The organism is Arthrobacter glycogeni (assembly GCF_054510815.1).
The window spans coordinates 37,969-60,227 of record NZ_JBTNDV010000018.1 but is presented as its reverse complement, the minus strand read 5'-3'; the positions used below and the strand labels follow the sequence as shown (position 1 = coordinate 60,227).

Below are 22,259 nucleotides of genomic sequence, written 5' to 3'. Positions count from 1 at the left end.
TGATTCCAGCTTAGGGCGTTGTCGCCGTCGGACAACGACGCCGAATCACTTGGTTGGGTGGTGGCTGCCAGGCAGCCGGGGCTTCCGGTTCGACGCCGGGGCGGGGATTGCGTAGACTTGTTCCTTGGTGTTGAAATCGCCACGATGGTTTGTGCCTGAGTTAGCTCAGGCGGATCGGCGAAATCACTCTATAGGGTAGTGGCGCAATTGGTAGCGCAGCGGTCTCCAAAACCGCAGGTTGCAGGTTCGAGTCCTGTCTGCCCTGCGTATTCGACGAAACACAATAGTCCTGATGGGCTACTGAACCGACAAAAAATGGAAGAGGTTGAAGGTGACCGAAACGGCTGCGGGCAGCCCACAGGGTGGCCCTTCCGAAAAGAACACCCCCAAGCGGGGTTTCTTCGGCCGAATCTTCCTCTTTGTGCGGCAGGTTATCTCCGAACTCAAGAAGGTAGTTGTACCGACCCGCAGGGAACTCGTGCGGTACACCATTACCGTGATGATCTTCGTGATCATCATGATGCTGATAGTGACTGCCCTGGACTTCCTGTTCGGGACGGCCGCGGTGTGGGTCTTCGGCGGCGCATAACGGGATCCGCGCGGTAATGCATTAACAAGCTGAAGAATCTTAGAAAGCAGGCGGCTAGGTGTCCGAGCAAGAACTCGAACGGCAGATCACTTCTGTTGAGGATGATCTGGAGAACGAGGATCAGGTAGCTGATTCCGGTGTCGAAGCGACCCCGATTGACAGTGCTGCCCCGGCCGATAGCGAGACCGAGTCTGATGCAGAACCCGTAGAGGGCGACGCGGACGCGACCGACGAAGCCACTTCCGGTGATGAAGCGTCCTCTGACGCCGAGTCCATCGACGGTGCAGGCGCCACCGATGAGGAATCCGCTCCTGCGGAAGATCCCGTCGCGGCTTTCAAGGCCCAGCTTCGCCGTCAGGAGGGCGACTGGTATGTTATCCACTCCTACGCGGGCTACGAGAACCGGGTCAAGGCCAACCTTGAAACCCGCATCCAGACCCTGGACATGGAAGAGTACATCTTCGAGATCCAGGTGCCAATGGAGGAAGTGGTGGAGATCAAGAACACCACCCGGAAGATCGTCAACCGGGTTCGCATCCCGGGCTACGTCCTTGTGCGCATGGACCTCACCGATGCTTCGTGGGGCGCCGTCAGGCACACTCCCGGCGTTACTGGCTTCGTCGGCAACGCCCACAACCCGGTGCCGTTGAGCCTCGGCGAAGTGTTCTCCATGCTCGAACACACAGTGGTCCACACCGACCCTGAATCGGGCAAGCCAGCAAAGAACCAGCTGACTCCGGCAACAGTCAACTTCGAGATCGGCGAACCGGTTACGGTCAACGAGGGCCCCTTCGAGACCCTGCAGGCGACCATTTCCGAGATCAAGCCGGAATCCCAGCAGCTTGTTGTTCTGGTCTCTATCTTCGAGCGCGAAACTCCGGTGACGCTCTCGTTCAGCCAGGTAACGAAGCTGCAGTAATCAAGCTTCGTGCCGCCCGGGCCCGCTTAGCTCAGGTGGTGCGGTAGGTCATCACGCCATGGTGACCAACAAGCCATGGGACGCTCCTGTCCTATGGACGCAATGTGAAAGAAGGACCCTTCATGGCCCCCAAGAAAAAGATCACCGGCCTGATCAAGTTGCAGATCAATGCAGGCGCCGCTAACCCGGCACCCCCCATTGGTCCAGCGCTTGGCCAGCATGGTGTCAACATTATGGAATTCTGCAAGGCGTACAACGCTGCAACGGAATCCCAGCGCGGAAACGTTGTTCCCGTCGAAATCACCGTGTATGAGGATCGCTCATTCACGTTCATCACCAAGACCCCTCCGGCGGCTGAGCTCATCAAGAAGGCTGCTGGCGTCCCCAAGGGTTCGCCCACGCCTCACACCGTCAAGGTTGCCAAGCTGACCAAGGATCAGGTCAACGAGATCGCCACCATGAAAATGGAAGACCTCAATGCCAACGACATCGAGGCAGCTGCCAAGATCATCGCCGGCACCGCTCGTTCCATGGGTATCACGGTAGAGGGCTAAAGCCTTCCACCCATCGTGCGACGGTACCGTCCGTCGTGCATTCAACCAACAAAACGTAGACGCAGGCAACCGCCATTCAGGCGGATTCAGGTGTCGGAGTGTGGCAGGGCCCGCGCGGTCCGCAGACCACAACTGCAAAAGGAGAAAAAGCAGATGGCAAAGCGCAGCAAAGCATACAAGGCGGCCGAAGCCAAGATCGAGGCTGACAAGCAGTACGCCCCGCTCGAGGCAGTAGTCCTGGCCAAGGAAACCAACCCGTCAACATTCGACGCGACCGTTGAGGTAGCGTTTCGGTTGGGCGTTGACCCCCGCAAGGCCGATCAGATGGTCCGCGGCACCGTCAACCTTCCCCACGGCACGGGCAAAACCAAGCGCGTCCTGGTCTTCGCGACGGGCGAGAAGGCCGAAGCGGCAATCGCCGCTGGCGCCGACTTCGTCGGTTCCGATGACATGATCGAAAAGGTCGCAGCAGGTTGGGTCGACTTCGACGCCGCCGTCGCCACCCCTGACCTCATGGGCAAGGTCGGACGCCTTGGCAAGGTATTGGGTCCTCGTAACCTGATGCCGAACCCCAAGACGGGTACCGTTACCGCTGATGTCACTAAAGCCGTGACCGACATCAAGGGCGGAAAGATCGACTTCCGCGTCGACAAGCACTCCAACCTGCACTTCATCATCGGCAAAGTGTCGTTTGATGTGCAGAAGCTGGGCGAAAACTACGCAGTTGCTCTGGAAGAGGTGCTTCGTTTGAAGCCATCGGCTTCGAAGGGCCGCTACATCCAGAAGGCAACGGTCTCGACCACGTTCGGTCCTGGCATAACCGTTGACCCAAGTGTCACCAAGGTCTTCGCCGAAGCTTAGGGCTCAGGACGCCGCCAGGCACCTAATCACGAATGGCCGCAGCTCATAAGCTGCGGCCCTTCGTGATTAAGTGTCTTTTTTCGGGCGTCGAGAGCGCCCCGGAAATTAGTGATTGGCAAGTATCAATCACTCGGCTAGACTTTCCCCATGACAATCTCAGGCGCCATAATCGATCACCTACCCCGCCCGGTGTCCCTTGAGCTCCCCGGCGGAGCCGACTTTGTCGCGGCTGCGGAGCTCAGCAACCTCGTGGAACGGGTCCTGTGGGGAAACGACGATCACTTCTACAGCCCCCAGGCACGTTACGAGGCGTCCCAGCCCAACGACTATGAGGAGCGGGTCATGTTCGTGGCCCGCGACGGCGGGAATGTTGTCGGGAAAGCGATCATTGACATCCCGCTGACCGACAACCTGGGTACCTGCTATGTCTTCGTGGTGGTCCACCCGAACTACCGGAGTCGGGGTCTCGGGTCGAGGCTCTATCGGACGCTCGAAGACCACGCGGCGGGAATCGAACGATCGACCATTATGGCGTGGACTGACGAGCCCGCCGGCTTCGACCAGGCGCCGGCTTCCGTCCTCGTCCCGGCAACCGGGGCCGGAGCTTTCCCTAGAAACTGTGCAACGACGGCGCTAGCCTTGCGGAACGGATTCCAGCTGGCGCAGGTCGACCGATGTAGCGTATTGAACTTGGAGACCTCGTTACCCCGGGCTGCAGTGCAGGCGCAGACTGCCCATGAGGCGGCCGGCCAGGACTACGAGTTGGTGCAGTGGCGCGATCGCTGCCCTGATGATCTCGTTGACCAGTACGCCCTGCTGCGGAAGACCATGAGCACCGATGTGCCGATGGGAGACCTGGAGTGGGAGGAAGAGGTGTGGGACGCCGCCCGGATCAGGGCAGGCGAGGAGCGTCTCCTTCGCTCAGGCGGCCAGTCACTGGTCAGGGCAGTCCGTCACCGCCCTACGGGGCTGCTGGCTGGCCACACCATCCTCGAACACCAGCAGGAGAAGCCAGAAGTGGTGTCCCAGGACGACACCCTGGTGCTGCGTTCACATCGGGGGAAGCGCCTGGGAATGTGGCTGAAGGCGGCCAACCTGCTGAAGGTTCCCTTGGCTTGGCCCGAAGCGCGTCGGGTCTACACCTGGAATGCCGAAGAAAACGTTCATATGCTGGCAGTCAACGTCGAGATGGGGTTCGTTCCCGCAGGCTACACCGCTGCGTGGCAGAAGAAGAGCTGACGTCACGCAGAAAAGTGGCTTGCCCGCAGTCCGTTGCGCAGAAAAGTGGCGGGGCTGCCGGTACTGCGCAAAAAAGTGGCTTGCCCGCAGGAAAGTGGTTGCCCAACCGCTATCCTGCGGCCGGGCCACTTTTCTCCGGGAGCAGGCAGGGTTAGAGCGCCTCAAGAGGGGTCGAAGCCGATCCGACACCAAGAAAGGGGTTGGACTACAGGTCCTGCTCGAGGAAAGCGGCTGGACCGCAGGATAGTGCTTGCCCAGCCGCTATTCTGCGGGTGGGCCACTTTCCTCCGGGAGCGGGCAGGGTTGCAGTACCCCAAGAAAGGCCGAAGTCCGGGAGGACCCCCGGATTTGGCTACCCCCGGTGGCGTGACGTAGTCTTGAAGGACCAAAGACCGTCGGTCGATGCATATCCCACCCTTACTTTGCAGGATTCTCTGTGGAGTGCGGACCGGGACCTGTATCTGAAGGTTCCCGTAAAGGGCGGCCAGCGTAGGTGAACGAAGCTTCCCAGAATGTCAGGTGAAAACTGGAGTTCTGGATCAAGCCCCGTGCATCTGCGCGGGGCGTTTTTTATTGGGGCAGTAAAAGCCGGCATCAATTCCCCGGAAGGAGGGTTATGGCAACCGCAATCAAGGTAACCGCAGTTGAGGAAATCGTCACCGATTTCAAAGACTCAAATGCTGCAGTCCTAACCGAATACCGTGGGCTCACCGTTGCACAGCTAAAGGAACTGCGCCGTTCACTCGGCCAGGACACCAAATACGCTGTCGTCAAGAACACCCTGACGGGCATTGCAGCCAAGGAAGCCGGCATCGACGCGTTCGAGAACCAGCTCGCCGGACCTACTGCGATCGCCTTCATCAAGGGTGACGCCATCGCGGCGGCAAAGAGCCTCACGGATTTCGCGAAGTCCAACCCACAGCTCATCATCAAAACCGGTTTCTTCGAGGGCAAGTCCCTTGACGCTGCCGGTGTAAAGGCTCTCGCTGCTCTCGAGTCGCGCGAACTTCAGCTGTCCCGCGTTGCCGGAGTGCTGCAAGCACCCATGGCAGCACTTGCCCGCACCCTCGATGCCTTGCGCATCAAGCAAGAGGAGGAAAGTGGAGCGCCTGCAGCAGCAGAGACGCCAGCCGCCGACGCTCCTGCTGCAGAGGAAGCAGCTGCACCTGCAGCAGCCGAGTCAGAGGCCGCTCCCGAAGCTGCCGCAGCGCCTGAAGAGAATTAACCCTCTTCATCCACCAAACTCCGGTGCCCGGCGTCACATTCGATGCCAGGCACCATTATAGGAAGGAAGGCTCTCGCCATGGCGAAGCTCACCAACGAAGAGCTCATTGAAGCTTTCAAGGAACTGACCATCATCGAACTCTCCAAGTTCGTCAAGCTGTTCGAAGAGACCTTCGACGTCACCGCTGCTGCTGTTGCAGTTGCACCCGCCGGTGGCGGCGCGGGCGAAGCTGCTGAAGAAGAGAAGGATTCCTTCGACGTTATCCTCGAAGCAGCAGGCGACAAGAAGATCGCAGTGATCAAGGAAGTTCGTGCCTTGACTTCACTGGGTCTGAAGGAAGCCAAGGACGTTGTCGACAGCGCCCCAAAGGCTGTGCTGGAAGGCGCAACCAAGGAAGCTGCCGAGAAGGCCAAGGAATCCCTCGAGGCCGCTGGCGCGACGGTAACCCTGAAGTAGTCATTTCCTCGCTTCACGAAAAACCCCTGACTCACCGAGTCAGGGGTTTTTCGTGTCATCGGTCAGTCGCGGTAGAGCAGGAGGGCTTCTCCTTGTCCGCCTCCACCGCACAAGGAGACGGCAGCCTTGCCCGTTCCGCGACGGTTCAGCTCATGGGCCGCGTGCAAGGCTAGACGAGCACCCGAAGCGCCAATGGGGTGACCCAGCGCAATCGCACCGCCATGGATATTGCACTTGTCCAATGGGTAGTCCAGATCCTTCAGGGACTGGCACGCCACCGAACCGAAGGCCTCGTTGATCTCTATGAAATCCAGATCCGAGGTCTGCCAGCCAGCACGGCCCAACGCCTGCTCGATCGCCCGGGACGGCTGGGAGTGGAGCGAGTTGTCTGGGCCAGCCACCTGACCTGGCTGCCCCACCACCGCCAGAACGGTCAGCGAGTTCGCCTCAGCGTGTGCACGGGTGGTCAGAACGAGGGCAGCCGCACCGTCGGAAAGCGGCGACGAGTTGCCCGCGGTGATGGACCCGGTCTTATCAAACGCGGGTCTCAGCCCGGCGAGGGACTCAACTGTCGTCGTCGGGCGAACGCCCTCATCGGTGCTCAGGATTACCGGGTCGCCCTTCCGCTGAGGCACTGAAACGGGAACGATTTCGATGTCGAAGACACCGGACTCGATCGCGGCGGCAGCGCGTTGGTGGGACGCAGCCGCGACGGCGTCCTGGTCTTCGCGTGTGATGCCGAGTCCTGAGTTGCCCCGCTCGGTGGAAGCGCCCATGGATTCGTTGTCGAGCGCGTCGGTGAGGCCATCGTTTGCCACCGAGTCGATGGCCTGGATGTTGCCGTAGGTCCAGCCCTGACGGGATCCGGGGAGCAGATGCGGTCCGCGTGTCATTGATTCCTGGCCGCCGGCTACGACCACGGTGGCCTCGCCGCTGCGGATCAGCCGGGCAGCGTCGATGACGGCGGTCAGGCCGGACAGACACACCTTGTTGATGGTGACCGTCGGGACATCCCAGCCGATCCCAGCCTTCAGCGCGGTCTGCCGTGCGGGATTCTGGCCGCACCCAGCCTGAATGACGTGGCCCATGATGACGGCGTCAACCGAACCGGCGTCGACTCCGGCCTTCTCCAATGCGCCGGCAATGGCGACGGCTCCCAGATCGACTGCCGTGAAGGAGGATAACTGACCGTTCAGGCGGCCCTGCGGGGTCCGGGCGCCGCCGACAATCACAACGTCGGTCGGTGACATAACTTGAGTGTTCATCTGGTGGATCGCTCACTTTCATCTTTGAAGCAGTTGCGATAAGGCTACTCCCTCCCGCACAACTCAGCTAGGAAGCATTAACTGAAATCCGTCGTCGGTGACGCGTCGTAGCGAAAGCCAGGAGCACTCCGGAGAGCAGCGACCCGAACCCTCCCGGCAGGATCCCCCGGGTGTCCGGATAGCCGACGTTGATCTCACCGGTGACGCGTAGCCTGCCCATTCGGCGAACTCCCACACCACTCCGAGGCTAAGCCCCAGGGCCAAGGCAAGGGTGATGATGGTGACGCCCATGGCCGCTCGCCGGTCCCGCGGACGACGTCGGCCGCCACGGCCCAGGGCGTGGCCAGCGGTCGAAGAGGATCATCGACCCTCCAAACACCCTAAAATTAAAGGCATGCTGCCAACGCTCTCAGTGGTCATCCCTTGCCGGAACGACGGCATCCTGCTGGCCCGGTGCTTGCAGGCCCTCGGTCAGCAGACCCGTCGGCCGCTGGAGATCGTGGTTGTCGACAATGGTTCGACTGATTCAACCGTTGCCGCCGCTGAGGCCCATGGCGCCCGGGTGGTGACCGAGTCGCTGGTCGGAATCGGGCCCGCCGCGGCGGCCGGCTACAACGCTGCCCTGGGGAACATCATTGTTCGCTGCGACGCCGACTCGGTGCCGCCAGCGGATTGGCTCGAGCGCATCGCCGAGCGGTTCGAGGCCGACCCCACACTTGCCGCGCTCACCGGGCCGGGCAGGTTCTATGGTGTCTCCCGGCTGCGCGCGGCCGCGGCGGACCTCCTGTACATGCGGGCCTACTTCGTCTGCATGGGTGCAGCCGTCGGGCACTGGCCCCTGTTCGGCTCCAATTTCGCTGTGCGCGCCGCCGTCTGGGAGAGTGTCCGGTCGCTGGTGCACACAGAGGATCCAGAGGTGCACGACGACGCCGATCTGGCCTTCGCGCTCGGCCCCGGCCAACGAACCGTTTGCGACTTCTCATTGCGGGTCGGCATTTCACCGCGCGCGCTGGCCGGGGGAGCCGACCTCCGGCGACGGGTCACCCGCGCCGTTCACACCATCGTCCTGCACTGGAGGGTCCAGCCGCCGTGGATCCGCTGGCAGGTGCACTTCCGTGCCAGACCGCAGGGAACAGTGAGCTGACGTGCAAGAAAAGAGGCTACGCCGCGAAACGTGCAAGAAAAGTGGCTACGCCGCAAGAAAGTGGTCGCCCAACCGCTAAGCCGCGGGTGGGCCACTTTTCTGCGCGTCGGATGGCGAGCCGTAGCGCCCCCTGCCCGTCGGGAGGCGGTAGCCAGCGCCCTCAGCTAGCTGGGTACAGCAGAGGGAGTTGCAGGGTCAGCCACGGACTGAACGCCCACGGGGTCAGCTGCACCGCCCGGACCAGCTGCAGCGGGTCGACCCACTCCCATTGGCTCACCTCCGACTCCCGGGGCGACAGGTCGCCCGCGCACCGGGCCGTGTAGACGGGACAGATCTCGTTCTCCACCAGCCCCGAGAAATCCACCGCCCGATAGCGGAAGTCAGGAAGAGCCGGGGCCAGATCAGTGAGCGTAATGCCCAGCTCGTAGTCGGCACGGCGACTGATCGCGTCTTCAGTGCTTTCCCCGGGGCCAGGATGACCACAGAACGAGTTGGTCCACACCCCCGGCCAGGTGAGTTTGGAGAGGGCGCGCCGGGTGACCAGGATCAGGCCGTCGTCGTTGTAGACATGGGTGGAAAAGGCGAGGTGCAGCGGCGTCGAGGTGTGATGCACCCGCGACTTCGCCTCAGTTCCAGTGGGGGTGCCACTCTCATCAACCAGGACCACCAATTCCGCACCGGACGCGGAACTGTTTTCTGCTACAAACACCGTTGGACCACTCTCCGACCCGGTCGTTTAGCTTAAGAATGTGGGGTCAGTGTTTACTTTACCTATGGACATGGAAACCCTGCTGGTCGATTCCCGTGGCTTGGAACAGGTGGAGAGTGCCCTCGCTACGTGCTTCGCCCGGTCCAAGGCACGCGCCGCGACCCTGGGGCCCACCTATCTCCAGCTCTGGGAAACGCTTGAAACCTGCGCTGCCGGCGGCAAGCGGTTCCGCCCACGCATGGTCATGACGGCCTACGACTGCCTGTCCGGAGTCGATCGGTCCACTGCGGCGCTGGTCGCCGCGTCCTTCGAAATGCTGCATACGGCCCTGATTGTGCACGACGACGTCATCGACAGGGACTTCGTCAGGCGGGGGATCCCCAATGTGGCGGGCACCTACCGGAACCAGGCCAGGGCTGCCGGACTCGGCGCCGACGATGCCACCCACCGCGGACTTTCCATGGGTTTGATCGCCGGCGATCTTGCCCTCTCCAGTGCCCACCGCCTGCTGGACGGCGTCCGCACCGACCCCGCCACGCGTGAGCGGCTGGGGGAGTTGCTTGACGACGCCGTGTTCGCCTCGGCTGCCGGGGAGCTTCTCGACGTCGACGCGTCAAGTTCCGGCACAGCGACGTCCGAGGATCCCCTGCAGATGGCACGGCTGAAAACCGCCGTCTACTCGTTTGAAAGCCCGTTGAAAGCGGGCGCGATCCTCGCCGGAGCCGACAACGCCATTGTCGGGACGCTTGGTGACTTTGGGCGCGACGTCGGGATTGCCTACCAGATTGCCGATGACATTCTCGGCGTGTTTGGGAACGAGAAGACGACCGGGAAGACCACCTGGGGCGACCTCCGCGAAGGCAAGCGGACCGCGCTGATCTCCTTTGTCGCCCAACGCGCAGAATGGGAGCAGATTTCTGGGCTGATCGGGTCGGCTGAGCTGACAGCCGACGGGGTCGAGGAAATCCGCCAGGTCCTGAAGGTTAGTGGCGCACTCGACTATGCGGTGTCCCTGGCCACCGATCACGCCCAGCGGGCGCTACGTCATCTGGACAGTACCCACATTCCTGCCCAGCTGAAAGCCGGGCTGACGCCGGTCGCCGCGGCCGTCCTCGACCGGGTCCGGTAGCCTCCCATGCAGCCACGGGACGCCCTTGCCTTCTATACCGATGTGACCGACCGTGCCTCGGCCATCGTGATCAGGTCCTACTCCACCTCGTTCGGGTTGGCGTCACGGGTGCTGGGCGCCAGCGTCCGGCAGCAGGTCGAATCGGTCTATGCGCTGGTCAGGGTCGCCGACGAAGTGGTGGACGGCGCCGCCGCAGCCGCCGGGCTGACCACCGGTCAGATCCGCGCACTGCTCGACGGGCTCGAAGCCGAGACCGACCGGGCGCTCGCCGCCGGCTACAGCGCCAACCCGGTGGTGCACTCCTTCGCCGCCACGGCCCGGGAAACGGACATCACTGCGGAGCTGACGCGACCGTTCTTCGCCTCAATGCGCGCGGACCTCGAACGGACCGAGCACACCCAGGAGTCCTTCGACGAGTATGTTTACGGGTCAGCCGAAGTGGTGGGCCTGATGTGCCTCAAGTGTTTCCTCTACCAGGAGGCACCGCTCGCCCCCGCTGAAGAGCGCAAACTGGTTGACGGCGCGCGCCGGCTCGGGGCCGCTTTCCAGAAGATCAACTTCCTCCGGGATCTCGCCGAAGACTTCGAATCTTTGGGGCGCAGCTATTTCCCGGGAGTGAGTCCTGGGAACTTCGACGAGGCTGACAAGCACCGGCTGCTCGATGACATTGCAGAGGACCTTGCTGTCTCGGCTGCTGCTCTCCGCGATCTGCCCACCTCCAGCCGCCGGGCTGTCGCCCTGGCCCAGGGCCTGTTCGCCGAACTCGCCGACAGGCTCCGCAGCACCCCGGCAGCTGACCTACTGACCACCCGGGTTCGGGTACCGAACCCGGTCAAATTTCGGATCGCGGCCCAGGCGTTTGCCGGCCGACTCCCGCAGTCACACGAAGTACCCCAATGACCACCGGAAGGCTGCCATGAACTCCCACGCACCCCTGAATGGCCAGCGCCGGAACCGTCGGAACGTCGTCGTCATCGGCGGCGGGATCGCTGGTCTCGCGTCAGCCGCCCTGCTCGCAGCGGAAGGCCACGGTGTCACCGTGCTGGAACAGCAAGACGCCACTGGTGGGCGCGCCGGGCTCTGGGAACGCGACGGGTTCCGGTTCGATACCGGCCCCTCCTGGTACCTGATGCCCGAGGTAATCGACCATTTCTTCCGGCTGTTCGGCACCACTGCCGCCGAACAGCTGGACCTGGTCAAGCTCAATCCGGGCTACCGGGTCTACTACGAAGGCCACTCTGAACCCCTCAATGTTCCGGCCGAACGCGCCGACGTCGTCACACTGTTCGACGTCGTCGAACCCGGTGCCGGAGCCGCCCTGGAGAAATACCTTGACTCGGCTGGTGACACCTACACCATGGCCACCCGCCGGTTCCTTTACTCAACATTCCAGTCCTTCGGGCCCTTGCTCCGCCCGGATGTCCTGTTGCGCTCCCCGAAGCTGGTCCGGTTACTGCTGCAGCCGCTGTCGACGCTTGCCGCGAAAACGGTCAAGGACAACCGGCTCCGCCAGATTCTCGGGTACCCCGCGGTCTTCCTGGGCACCTCGCCGTTCGAGGCACCCAGCATGTACCACCTGATGAGCCATCTGGACCTCGACGACGGGGTCCTCTACCCGATGGGCGGCTTCTCCCGACTGACCGACGCCGTCGCCGGCCTGGCACGGGCCAGGAACGTTGACATCGTCACCGGGGCCCGGGTGGAAGAGATTCTCACGGTGCCGGCCACCGGCCGCCGTCGTCAGGCGCGGGTAACCGGTGTGCGCTGGGTTGCGGCCGATGGAACAGTCCACACCGCCGCCGCCGACACGATCGTGGCCGCCAACGACCTGCACCACGCAGAAACGCAGCTATTGCAGCGTTCAGAGCAGACGTACCCGGAGAGCTACTGGCAGCAGCGCACCGCAGGGCCGAGCGCGCTGCTGTTGTACCTGGGCGTCCGCGGCGAGTTGCCTGAACTGGAGCACCACACGCTCCTATTCACTGAGGACTGGAAAGACAACTTCTCCCGGATCTTCGGCACCACCACTTCGGTGCCGACGCCGGCGTCGCTGTACGTGTGCCGGTCCAGCGCCACCGACCCCGGTGCGGCGCCGGAGGGCCACGAGAATGTCTTTGTCCTGGTTCCGCTGCCCGCCGATCCGGAGCTGGGCGGTGGCGGTATCGACGGCGCGGGGGACCCGCGCATCGAACGCCTCGCCGATACGGTGATTGAGCAGATCGGCGCGTGGGCACGGATCCCTGACCTGGCCGAACGGATTGTGGTGCGCCGGACCTACGGACCCCAGGACTTCGTGGGCGATTTCAACGCCTGGAAAGGCACGTCCCTGGGCCCAGCCCATGTCCTTAAGCAGAGCGCCTTCTTCAGAGGACGCAACATGAGCCGCAAGGTCGAGGGGCTCTACTATGCGGGGAGTTCGACCATCCCAGGTATCGGGATCCCCATGTGCCTGATCAGCGCCGAGTTGCTGATCAAACGGCTGCGTTCCGACACCAGCACCGGGCCTCTGGCAGAGCCCCTGGTCCCGGTGAGTCAGGTTGTCCGGCAATGATCAGTGCCCTGTATCTGGTCTCGCTGCTCGGCGGACTGGCCTGCGCAGCCCTGATGGATTACCGGTACGGGTTGTTCTTCTGGTCAGCGCCCCGCCGGGCGGGGCTGGTCCTGGTGGTGGGGGTGGCGTTCTTCCTGGCCTGGGACCTCGGCGGCATCGGTCTCGACATCTTCTACAAGGGGGACTCTGAGTTCATGATCGGCGTGATGCTCGCACCCGAGCTCCCCCTGGAGGAGTTGTTTTTCCTAGCCTTCCTCTGCTGGATGGCGATGAACGTGTACCTGCTCCTGAAACGGGTCATCGCCTCTCGAACGCGGGTCGCGCAGTGACCTACGGGACTTTGAACGCCATCTTCCTGGTGCCCGTACTGATCGCTGCTGTCCTCGCCGTCGTGCGGTCCCGCCGTCGGACGGGTCGGACGGGTCGGACGGGGGCCGGGACGGGGATTTGGGCGGGCACCGGGACAGGGGCTCCGGGCGGCGCGGTCTCCTGGCGCGCCGTGGGGCTATGCGCGGTCATTTTGCTCACCCTCACAGCTGTCTTTGACAACCTGATGATCCAACTGGGTTTCTTTGGCTACAACCCGTACCGCATCTCTGGTGTGTTTGTGGGCCTCGCCCCGGTCGAGGACTTCGCCTACACGGTGGCGGCGGCGGTGCTCCTGCCAGCGCTCTGGTCCCTGTTCACGCCACCCGCCGTATCCTCATCGGCCGGCCCTTCACCGGCCGAACGGAGCAGCCGGTGAGCGCGCCTGCTGGAACCGGCCACGCCGGAGTCGCGAGAATGCTGCTGGTGTCCTCCAGGCCCGTGTCCTGGGTGAACACCGCCTTTCCCTTCGCAGTTGCCTACTTTCTCACCACCGGGACGATTGACGCGGCCCTGGTGATCGGGACTCTCTACTTTCTGATTCCCTATAACCTCGCCATGTACGGCATCAACGACGTTTTCGATTACGAGTCGGACCTCCGCAACCCGCGCAAGGGCGGCATCGAGGGAGCAGTCCTCGACCGCAGATTCCACCGCATCACCCTGTGGGCGGCTGTGCTCACCAACGTTCCGTTCCTCGTGGCGTTGCTCCTGCTGGGGCACCCCCTCTCGGCGCTGGTGCTTGGGGTCAGTGTGTTCGCGGTCGTTGCCTACAGCGCGCCGGGCCTGAGGTTCAAGGAACGGCCATTCCTCGACTCGGTCACGTCGAGCACCCACTTCGTCAGCCCGGCAGTTTTCGGGCTGGTACTCGCCGACGCAACCTTTGACGTCGCCCTCTGGGCCGTGCTGGGCGCCTTCTTCCTCTGGGGGATCGCCAGCCAGGCCTTCGGTGCCGTCCAGGACATCCAGGCCGACCGCGACGGCGGTATCGCCTCCATTGCCACGGTTTTGGGAGCCCGCACGGTAGTGAGGTTCGCCGTCGTCGTCTACCTGGTGAGCGGGGTGCTGATGCTGCTCGCGCCGTGGCCGGCAACCCTCGGGGGACTGCTTGCGCTGCCGTATGTGCTCAACATTGCGCGCTTCCTGAACCTCAGCGACGAGAAGTGCGAACATGCCAACCGGGGGTGGAAGCGCTTTATCAGGTTGAACTTCCTCACCGGCTTCCTGGTGACTATCCTTCTGATCTGGATGACCCAGCGGGCCTGACAGCCGGATAACGTATACCACACCCCGGCTGGACACGGCGGGCGCTCTCGCGTACAGTAGATGTTTGCGTCTTTCCTCTTAACCTCGGCCTTCATATAGCGGTGGGCTTTGTCTTGCATTCGTCATTTAACTGGAGATTTCGATCTCTGGTCTTGACCGCAGACTCCTGGTTCGCACACACAATCCCCGCGTTAGTACGCGGTGGCAGTGCAAAGAGGGCGGATATAGCTGAACAAGCCTGAAGGTCTGTGGAAGGATCCCTCTTGGTCGCCTCGAGCACCTCTAATAATGCAACCGCTACCAGCCGGGTCGACGCCGACAGCGTCGCACCCCGGCTTTCATTCGCAAAGATTCACGAACCGCTGGATGTTCCTAACCTCCTGGCGCTCCAGACCGACAGTTTCGACTGGCTGGTAGGAAACGAGCGCTGGAAGGCGCGCGTGCAGGAAGCACTGGAGTTGAAGCTGCAGGGTGTGGCCTCCACCTCCGGTCTCGCTGACATCTTTGAAGAGATCTCCCCGATCGAGGATTTCCAGGGCACCATGTCCCTGAGCTTCTCGGAGCCGGAGTTCGCTGATCCGAAGTACACGATGGCTGAGTGCAAGGACCGCGACGCGACGTACGCGGCACCCCTGTATGTCAAGGCCGAGTTCATGAACAACAACACTGGCGAAATCAAGCAGCAGACGGTGTTCATGGGTGACTTCCCGTTGATGACGGAGAAGGGTACGTTTGTGATCAACGGCACCGAGCGTGTCGTTGTGTCCCAGCTGGTCCGTTCGCCGGGTGCCTACTTTGAGCGCACCGCCGACAAGACCAGTGACAAGGACATCTTCAGCGCGAAGATCATCCCCTCACGCGGCGCCTGGTTCGAACTCGAAATCGACAAGCGCGATCAGGTCGGCGTCCGCCTCGACCGGAAGCGCAAGCAGTCAGTCACCGTGCTCCTGAAGGCGCTGGGCTGGACCGAGGGCCAGATCCTTGAGACCTTCGGCGACTACGACTCCATCCGCGCCACCATGGAGAAGGACACCACCGAAACGCAGGAAGATGCGTTGCTGGATATCTACCGGAAGCTTCGCCCGGGAGAGCCACCCACAGTTGAGGCCGCCAAGACCCTCCTCGACAACCTGTATTTCAACCCCAAGCGCTACGATCTGGCCAAGGTCGGCCGTTACAAGATCAACCGCAAGTTGGGCATCGACAAGAGCCTCGACGATAAGGACGCCTCGGTCCTGAACATCGACGATATAGTCGCGATGATCAAGTTCCTGGTGGCCCTGCACGCCAATGAGAAGACTCTCACCGGCAAGCGCGACGGCGGCGACGTCGAACTGCGCGTCGAGGTCGACGACATTGACCACTTCGGTAACCGCCGCATCCGCGCGGTCGGCGAGCTCATCGAGAACCAGGTCCGCACGGGCCTGTCCCGGATGGAGCGCGTTGTCCGCGAGCGGATGACCACCCAGGACGTTGAGGCCATCACGCCTCAGACCCTGATCAACATCCGTCCGGTTGTTGCAGCAATCAAGGAGTTCTTCGGAACGTCCCAGCTGTCGCAGTTCATGGATCAGAACAACCCGCTGGCCGGTCTGACGCACAAGCGTCGCCTGTCAGCGCTGGGCCCGGGCGGTCTGTCCCGTGACCGTGCAGGCATGGAAGTTCGTGACGTTCACCCGTCTCATTACGGTCGTATGTGCCCAATCGAAACCCCTGAAGGCCCGAACATTGGTCTGATCGGTTCGCTGGCATCCTACGGACGCATCAACACGTTCGGCTTCATCGAAACCCCGTACCGCAAGGTTGTTGGCGGAATTGTCACGGAGCAAATCGACTACCTCACCGCCGACGACGAGGTGGAGCGCCTGATCGCACAGGCGAACGCACCGCTCGACGGCAAGGGCAACTTCATCGAACCAACGGTTCTGGTGCGTACCCGAGGCGGTTCGGGCGAGCCCGTCCTGGTCGAGGCCATTGAGGTCGAGTACATGGACGTTTCCCCGCGCCAGATGGTGTCGGTGGCCACAGCCATGATCCCGTTCCTCGAACATGATGATGCTAACCGTGCCCTGATGGGCGCGAACATGCAGCGTCAGGCTGTTCCTTTGCTCCGTTCCGAGCGCCCCCTCGTGGGCACCGGCATGGAGAAGAACGCCGCGGTGGACGCCGGTGACGCAGTCACCGCTGTCAAGGCTGGCGTTGTCAAGGAGGTCTCGGCCGATCTGGTCAGTATCCTCAACGACGACGGCACCGAGACCAACTACCCGATCATGAAGTTCGCCCGGTCCAACCAGGGCAACGCCTACAACCAGCGCGTGCTGGTGTCTGAGGGCGACCGGGTCGAGTACAACACGATGATCGCTGACGGTCCGTCCACGGATCAGGGTGAGCTCGCACTGGGCAAGAACATGCTTGTTGCGTTCATGTCCTGGGAAGGCCATAACTTCGAGGACGCGATCATCCTCTCCCAGCGCATCGTCTCGGACGACGTCCTGACCTCTATCCACATCGAGGAACACGAGGTTGACGCCCGCGACACCAAGCTGGGTGCCGAGGAAATCACCCGGGACATCCCCAACGTTTCCGAGGAAGTCCTCGGAGCCCTGGACGAGCGTGGCATCATCCACATCGGTGCAGAGGTAGAAGCCGGGGACATCCTCGTGGGCCGTGTCACCCCCAAGGGTGAAACGGAACTGACCCCCGAGGAACGTCTGCTGCGTGCCATCTTCGGTGAAAAGAGCCGCGAGGTCCGTGACACCTCACTGAAGGTTCCCCACGGCGAGTCCGGAACGGTCATTGGCGTACGGATCTTCGATCGCGACAACGACGACGAGCTGCCCCCCGGTGTGAACCAGCTGGTCCGCGTCTACGTTGCACAGAAGCGCAAGATCACCGACGGCGACAAGCTGGCAGGGCGTCACGGCAACAAGGGTGTCATCTCCAAGATCCTTCCGATCGAGGACATGCCGTTCATGGAGGATGGAACTCCTGTTGACATCGTGCTCAACCCGCTGGGCGTGCCAGGTCGAATGAACGTCGGCCAGGTCCTGGAAGTCCACCTCGGTTGGGTGGCCAAGCAGGGCTGGAAGATCGACGGCGAGCCGGAATGGTTGAAGAACCTCCCGAACCTGCCCCGCGAAAGCGGTTCGACCACTGTGGCGACCCCCGTGTTCGACGGCGCGACCGAGGACGAAATTGTTGGTCTGATGAAGTCCACCAAGGAGACCCGCGACGGTAAGCGCCTCATCGGCGAATCCGGCAAGGCGTTGCTCTTTGACGGTCGCTCCGGCGAACCGTTCCCGGACCCCATTTCGGTCGGCTACATGTACATCCTGAAGCTTCACCACCTGGTGGACGACAAGATCCACGCACGCTCCACCGGACCGTACTCCATGATCACCCAGCAGCCATTGGGTGGTAAGGCACAATTCGGCGGACAGCGCTTCGGCGAAATGGAAGTCTGGGCCCTCGAGGCCTACGGTGCCGCCTACACGCTGCAGGAACTTCTGACGATCAAGTCGGATGACATCCACGGCCGCGTCAAGGTCTACGAAGCGATCGTGAAGGGCGAGAACATCCCTGAACCGGGTGTTCCCGAATCCTTCAAGGTGCTGATCAAGGAAATGCAGTCGTTGTGCCTGAACGTGGAAGTACTTTCCACCGACGGAACCACGATAGAGATGCGTGACTCGGATGAAGAAGTCTTCCGGGCCGCGGAGGAACTGGGCATCGACCTGTCACGGGCCGAGCCGAGTTCTGTCGAAGAGGTTTAGCTCGAACGTCCGGTTCAGTCCGGTGCCCGGAACGGCGGCAACGAAATTTCGTCGGCCGCGGGCGGCCCAGAAATATTAAAGCCGCCTTTCTCCGGGCACCTCCCTGAACCAGCGGGCTCGCTGGGTTGCCAACGCACCCAGCCAGCGGCCGTCGGACCTCCTCCCCGCCCCTTATGAAGACTTCAAGAATTTAGAGAACAAAGAGAGAACAGGGACCATATGTCCAGCGAATCCTCCTTCGGCCTCATGCGAATCGGCCTTGCCACTGCGGACGAAATCCGTGGTTGGTCTTTTGGCGAGGTCAAGAAGCCGGAAACCATCAATTACCGTACCCTCAAGCCTGAGAAGGACGGCCTCTTCTGCGAGAAGATCTTCGGACCTTCCCGCGACTGGGAATGCTACTGCGGTAAGTACAAGCGCGTGCGCTTCAAGGGCATCATTTGCGAGCGGTGCGGCGTTGAAGTTACCCGCGCCAAGGTACGCCGTGAGCGCATGGGCCACATTGAGCTTGCAGCCCCGGTCACCCACATCTGGTACTTCAAGGGTGTTCCGTCGCGCTTGGGTTACCTGCTTGACCTGGCACCGAAAGACCTCGAAAAGGTCATTTACTTCGCTGCCTACATGATCACCGCCGTCGACGAAGAAAATCGTCACGCCGAACTGCCGAATCTCCAGGCCGAGCACGACCTGGAGAAGAAGCAGATGATCGACCAGCGCGACTCGGACATCGCCACCATCGCCAAGGACCTTGAAGACGAGGTTGCCCGGCTTGAGGGCGAAGGCGCGAAGGCCGCGGAGAAGAAGAAGGCTCGCGACTCTGCCGACCGCCAGATGGCCAACGTCCGTAAGCGCGCTGACCTCGAGATCGAGCGCTTCGAGCAGGTCTGGGACCGGTTCAAGAGCCTGAAGGTCGCTGACCTTGAAGGCGACGAAGGCCTGTACCGCGAGCTGCGCGACCGCTACGGACTGTACTTTGAGGGCTCCATGGGTGCCGAGGCGATCAAGAAGCGTCTTGAGAACTTCGACATGCCCGCCGAGGCCGAGCTGCTCCGCGACATCATCCAGAACGGAAAGGGGCAGCGCAAGACGCGTGCCCTGAAGCGCTTGAAGGTTGTCAACGCGTTCCTGACGACCACCAACAGCCCCCTGGGCATGGTGCTCGACGCCGTCCCCGTGATCCCACCGGAACTGCGCCCCATGGTCCAGCTGGACGGTGGCCGCTTCGCGACCTCCGACCTCAACGACCTGTACCGTCGTGTGATCAACCGCAACAACCGCCTGAAGCGCCTGCTCGATCTCGGTGCGCCCGAGATCATCGTCAACAACGAAAAGCGGATGCTCCAGGAAGCTGTTGACTCTCTCTTCGACAATGGTCGTCGTGGCCGTCCGGTCACCGGACCGGGCAACCGTCCGTTGAAGTCGCTCTCTGACATGCTCAAGGGCAAGCAGGGTCGTTTCCGCCAGAACCTTCTGGGGAAGCGTGTCGACTACTCGGGGCGTTCGGTCATCGTCGTCGGACCTCAGCTGAAACTGCACCAGTGTGGTCTGCCCAAGCAGATGGCGCTGGAACTCTTCAAGCCGTTCGTGATGAAGCGTCTGGTTGATCTCAACCACGCGCAGAACATCAAGAGCGCCAAGCGGATGGTTGAGCGGTACCGCCCGCAGGTCTGGGATGTTCTCGAAGAGATCATCACGGAGCACCCAGTGCTGCTGAACCGCGCACCTACCCTGCACCGGTTGGGTATCCAAGCGTTCGAACCGCAGCTGGTCGAAGGTAAGGCCCTTCAGCTTCACCCGCTCGTTTGTGGCGCTTTCAACGCCGACTTCGACGGCGACCAGATGGCAGTTCACCTGCCGCTGAGCCCTGAGGCCCAGGCCGAGGCGCGCATCCTGATGCTCTCCTCGAACAACATCCTGAAGCCTTCGGACGGCCGTCCGGTCACCCTGCCCTCGCAGGATATGATCATCGGCCTGCACCACCTCACCACCAAGCGTGAAGGTTCAGCCGGTGAAGGCCGCGTGTTCACCACCCCCGCCGAAGCCATCATGGCCTTCGACATGGGTGTGCTGCACCTGAACTCGGTTGTCCGGATCCGTATTCCACACTTCGTGCCCAGCGCGGACGTGGCTGCACCGGAAGGCTGGGTCGAAGGGACCCCTGCGCTGATCGAAACCTCGCTCGGACAGGTGCTGTTCAACGACACCCTGCCCGCTGACTACCCCTGGGTAGAGAAGGTTGCCGACAAGGGACAGCTGTCCACCATCGTCAACGATCTCGCCGAGCGGTACCCGAAGGTCGTTACAGCGGCAACGCTGGATAACCTGAAGGACGCCGGTTTCTACTGGGCAACCCGCTCCGGTGTCACAGTCGCAATCTCCGACATCTCCGCGCCGATCAACAAGGCCGGCATCATGGAGGTCTACGAAAAGCAGGCCGCGAAGGTTCAGTCCCAGTTCGACAAGGGCCTGATCGCTGATGAGGAACGCCGCCAGGAACTGATTGACATCTGGAATAAGGCCACCAACGAGGTAGCCGAGTCCATGCGCGGTGCCATGCCGAAGGACAACACCATCAATCGCATGGTGTCCTCCGGTGCTCGTGGTAACTGGCTGCAGGTTCGTCAGATTGCGGGTATCCGTGGTCTGGTGGCGAACCCCAAGGGTGAGATCATCCCTCGTCCGATCAAGTCCTCGTACCGTGAAGGCCTGTCGGTGTTGGAGTACTTCATCGCAACGCACGGTGCCCGTAAGGGTCTCGCTGATACTGCGCTGCGGACCGCCAACTCGGGTTACCTGACCCGACGCCTGGTGGACGTCTCGCAGGACGTCATTGTCCGTGAGGACGATTGCGGTACCGAGCGTGGGCTGAACGTCACCATCGCAGTGCCGAACAGTGATGGCGAGCTGGTCCTGCACGAGGAGGTCGAGAACTCCGCCTATGCACGGACCCTGGCCGCCGAGGTACTCGACTCCAAGGGCAAGGTTTTGGCTCCGGCCGGGTCCGACGTCGGCGACGTTCTCATCGGCGAACTGTTCGCTGCTGGTGTTACCGACATCAAGGTGCGCTCCGTGCTGACCTGCGAGTCGAGCGTCGGCACCTGTGCCCTCTGCTACGGCCGCTCGTTGGCTACCGGCAAGACCGTCGACATTGGTGAGGCAGTTGGCATCATTGCCGCACAGTCGATCGGTGAGCCGGGCACGCAGCTGACCATGCGTACGTTCCACACCGGTGGTATCGCGTCGGCGGAAGACATCACCCAGGGTCTGCCCCGTATCCAAGAGCTCTTCGAAGCGCGTACCCCCAAGGGTGTCGCTCCGATCTCCGAGGTCGCGGGACGGGTCAACATCGAGGACGGCGAGAAGCAGCTCCGGCTGGTTGTCACGCCCGACGACGGCTCCGAAGAAATTGCCTACCCGGTCCTGCGGCGTGCACGCCTGCTGGTCACCGACGGCGAGCATGTTGAGGTGGGACAGCAGCTGGTATTCGGTGCTGTCGATCCGAAGCAGATCCTCCGGATCCTGGGCCCCCGTAAGGCCCAGGAATTCCTGGTCGATGAGGTACAGACCGTGTATCGCAGCCAGGGTGTGGGTATCCACGACAAGCACGTCGAGGTTATCGTTCGCCAGATGCTTCGCCGCGTCACGGTGATCGAATCAGGCGAGTCGACCCTTCTTCCTGGAGAGCTGGCCGAACGCCGTCGCTTCGAGGACGAGAACCGTCGCGTGGTATCCGAGGGCAAGAAGCCGGCGTCAGGCCGTCCCGAGCTCATGGGTATCACCAAGGCCTCGCTTGCCACCGAGTCGTGGCTGTCAGCCGCATCGTTCCAGGAGACCACGCGTGTTCTCACGCAGGCCGCCATGGAAGGCAAGAGCGATCCTCTGCTGGGTCTGAAGGAGAACGTGATCATCGGTAAGCTGATCCCGGCCGGCACCGGCCTGGATCGTTACACGAAGATCACCGTTGAGCCGACTGAGGAAGCGAAGGCCAACCTGTTCTCTGGTCCTAGCGCCTTCAGTGACTTCGATTACGCCGGAGTTGAAGGTTCGATGGCACCAGAGTTCCACGCCATCCCACTGGACGACTACGACATGGGTTCCGAGTTCCGCTAAGCGAAACACTCGCTAAGCAGCACTGACAAAGCGGGCCCCGCACACCCTCGGGTGGGCGGGGCCCGCTGCTTTAATCGGGGGAGGGGCCGGTAGTGCAAGGGGT

Annotated in this window: 19 protein-coding genes and 1 tRNA gene; 17 read left to right on the top strand and 3 right to left on the bottom strand. The window is 62.3% G+C overall.

Features of this window, described 5'->3' with window-relative positions; genetic code table 11:
* Nucleotides 1–192 precede the first annotated feature (192 nt).
* From ACX80G_RS16140 to rplL, 8 genes are all read left to right on the top strand, one after another.
* A tRNA-Trp gene (locus tag ACX80G_RS16140) sits at nt 193–265 on the top strand.
* A 66-nt stretch (nt 266–331) separates the two neighbouring features.
* Nucleotides 332–589, top strand: coding sequence for a preprotein translocase subunit SecE (secE, locus tag ACX80G_RS16135; protein WP_459308941.1), 258 nt, complete (start codon nt 332–334; stop codon nt 587–589).
* Between the two features lie 58 nt (nt 590–647).
* Nucleotides 648–1,508, top strand: a complete 861-nt coding sequence (gene nusG, locus ACX80G_RS16130) for a transcription termination/antitermination protein NusG (RefSeq protein ID WP_459308939.1) — start codon at nt 648–650, stop codon at nt 1,506–1,508.
* Nucleotides 1,509–1,630: 122 nt separating this feature from the next.
* Entirely contained in the window at nt 1,631–2,062 is a 432-nt protein-coding gene (rplK, locus tag ACX80G_RS16125) for a 50S ribosomal protein L11 (protein WP_459308937.1), read from the top strand.
* Nucleotides 2,063–2,215: 153 nt separating this feature from the next.
* Nucleotides 2,216–2,923: a 50S ribosomal protein L1 gene (gene rplA, locus ACX80G_RS16120; protein WP_196842006.1), complete on the top strand. Its 708-nt coding sequence runs from the start codon at nt 2,216–2,218 to the stop codon at nt 2,921–2,923.
* 147 nt (nt 2,924–3,070) lie between these two features.
* On the top strand, nt 3,071–4,162 hold the full coding sequence (locus tag ACX80G_RS16115) for a GNAT family N-acetyltransferase (RefSeq protein WP_459308936.1): 1,092 nt from the start codon (nt 3,071–3,073) through the stop codon (nt 4,160–4,162).
* A gap of 616 nt (nt 4,163–4,778) precedes the next feature.
* The gene (gene rplJ / locus ACX80G_RS16110) at nt 4,779–5,387 is read left to right on the top strand and encodes a 50S ribosomal protein L10 (protein WP_459308934.1); all 609 of its coding nucleotides are present in this window, start codon (nt 4,779–4,781) and stop codon (nt 5,385–5,387) included.
* A 78-nt stretch (nt 5,388–5,465) separates the two neighbouring features.
* On the top strand, nt 5,466–5,843 hold the full coding sequence (rplL, locus tag ACX80G_RS16105; RefSeq protein WP_459308932.1) for a 50S ribosomal protein L7/L12: 378 nt from the start codon (nt 5,466–5,468) through the stop codon (nt 5,841–5,843).
* Nucleotides 5,844–5,905: 62 nt separating this feature from the next.
* Here rplL and ACX80G_RS16100 read toward each other — a convergent pair whose 3' ends face one another.
* Together ACX80G_RS16100 and ACX80G_RS16095 are read right to left on the bottom strand one after the other, a co-directional pair.
* A complete protein-coding gene (locus tag ACX80G_RS16100) occupies nt 5,906–7,093 on the bottom strand; it encodes an acetyl-CoA C-acetyltransferase (protein WP_459308930.1) in 1,188 nt (395 codons plus the stop codon).
* Nucleotides 7,094–7,175: 82 nt separating this feature from the next.
* Entirely contained in the window at nt 7,176–7,343 is a 168-nt protein-coding gene (locus ACX80G_RS16095) for a hypothetical protein (RefSeq protein ID WP_459308928.1), read from the bottom strand.
* A gap of 159 nt (nt 7,344–7,502) precedes the next feature.
* Between ACX80G_RS16095 and ACX80G_RS16090 the strand changes: the two genes are divergently transcribed.
* A complete protein-coding gene (locus ACX80G_RS16090; RefSeq protein WP_459308926.1) occupies nt 7,503–8,252 on the top strand; it encodes a glycosyltransferase family 2 protein in 750 nt (249 codons plus the stop codon).
* A 160-nt stretch (nt 8,253–8,412) separates the two neighbouring features.
* Here ACX80G_RS16090 and idi read toward each other — a convergent pair whose 3' ends face one another.
* Nucleotides 8,413–8,961, bottom strand: a complete 549-nt coding sequence (idi, locus tag ACX80G_RS16085) for an isopentenyl-diphosphate Delta-isomerase (protein ID WP_459308924.1) — start codon at nt 8,959–8,961, stop codon at nt 8,413–8,415.
* Nucleotides 8,962–9,025: 64 nt separating this feature from the next.
* Here idi and ACX80G_RS16080 point away from each other — a divergent pair, with 64 nt between their 5' ends.
* The 8 genes from ACX80G_RS16080 (at nt 9,026) to ACX80G_RS16045 (ending at nt 22,156) form a co-directional block, all read left to right on the top strand.
* Complete coding sequence (locus ACX80G_RS16080; RefSeq protein ID WP_459308922.1) at nt 9,026–10,090, top strand: polyprenyl synthetase family protein; 1,065 nt, start codon at nt 9,026–9,028, stop codon at nt 10,088–10,090.
* Nucleotides 10,091–10,096: 6 nt separating this feature from the next.
* Nucleotides 10,097–10,990: a phytoene/squalene synthase family protein gene (locus tag ACX80G_RS16075; RefSeq protein WP_459308920.1), complete on the top strand. Its 894-nt coding sequence runs from the start codon at nt 10,097–10,099 to the stop codon at nt 10,988–10,990.
* A 16-nt stretch (nt 10,991–11,006) separates the two neighbouring features.
* Nucleotides 11,007–12,641: a phytoene desaturase family protein gene (gene crtI / locus ACX80G_RS16070; protein WP_459308919.1), complete on the top strand. Its 1,635-nt coding sequence runs from the start codon at nt 11,007–11,009 to the stop codon at nt 12,639–12,641.
* Nucleotides 12,638–12,970 carry a lycopene cyclase domain-containing protein gene (locus ACX80G_RS16065; protein WP_459308918.1) on the top strand — a complete coding sequence of 111 codons (333 nt, stop codon included), beginning with the start codon at nt 12,638–12,640 and terminating at the stop codon, nt 12,968–12,970. Before crtI ends, ACX80G_RS16065 begins: the two co-directional genes overlap by 4 nt.
* Nucleotides 12,967–13,386: a lycopene cyclase domain-containing protein gene (locus tag ACX80G_RS16060; RefSeq protein WP_459308917.1), complete on the top strand. Its 420-nt coding sequence runs from the start codon at nt 12,967–12,969 to the stop codon at nt 13,384–13,386. The genes ACX80G_RS16065 and ACX80G_RS16060 overlap by 4 nt, the downstream gene beginning before the upstream one ends.
* Before the next feature lie 38 nt (nt 13,387–13,424).
* Complete coding sequence (locus tag ACX80G_RS16055; protein ID WP_459308951.1) at nt 13,425–14,273, top strand: prenyltransferase; 849 nt, start codon at nt 13,425–13,427, stop codon at nt 14,271–14,273.
* Nucleotides 14,274–14,536: 263 nt separating this feature from the next.
* A complete protein-coding gene (gene rpoB / locus ACX80G_RS16050; RefSeq protein WP_459308916.1) occupies nt 14,537–18,046 on the top strand; it encodes a DNA-directed RNA polymerase subunit beta in 3,510 nt (1,169 codons plus the stop codon).
* 219 nt (nt 18,047–18,265) lie between these two features.
* Complete coding sequence (locus tag ACX80G_RS16045; RefSeq protein WP_459308914.1) at nt 18,266–22,156, top strand: DNA-directed RNA polymerase subunit beta'; 3,891 nt, start codon at nt 18,266–18,268, stop codon at nt 22,154–22,156.
* Nucleotides 22,157–22,259: the final 103 nt, after the last annotated feature.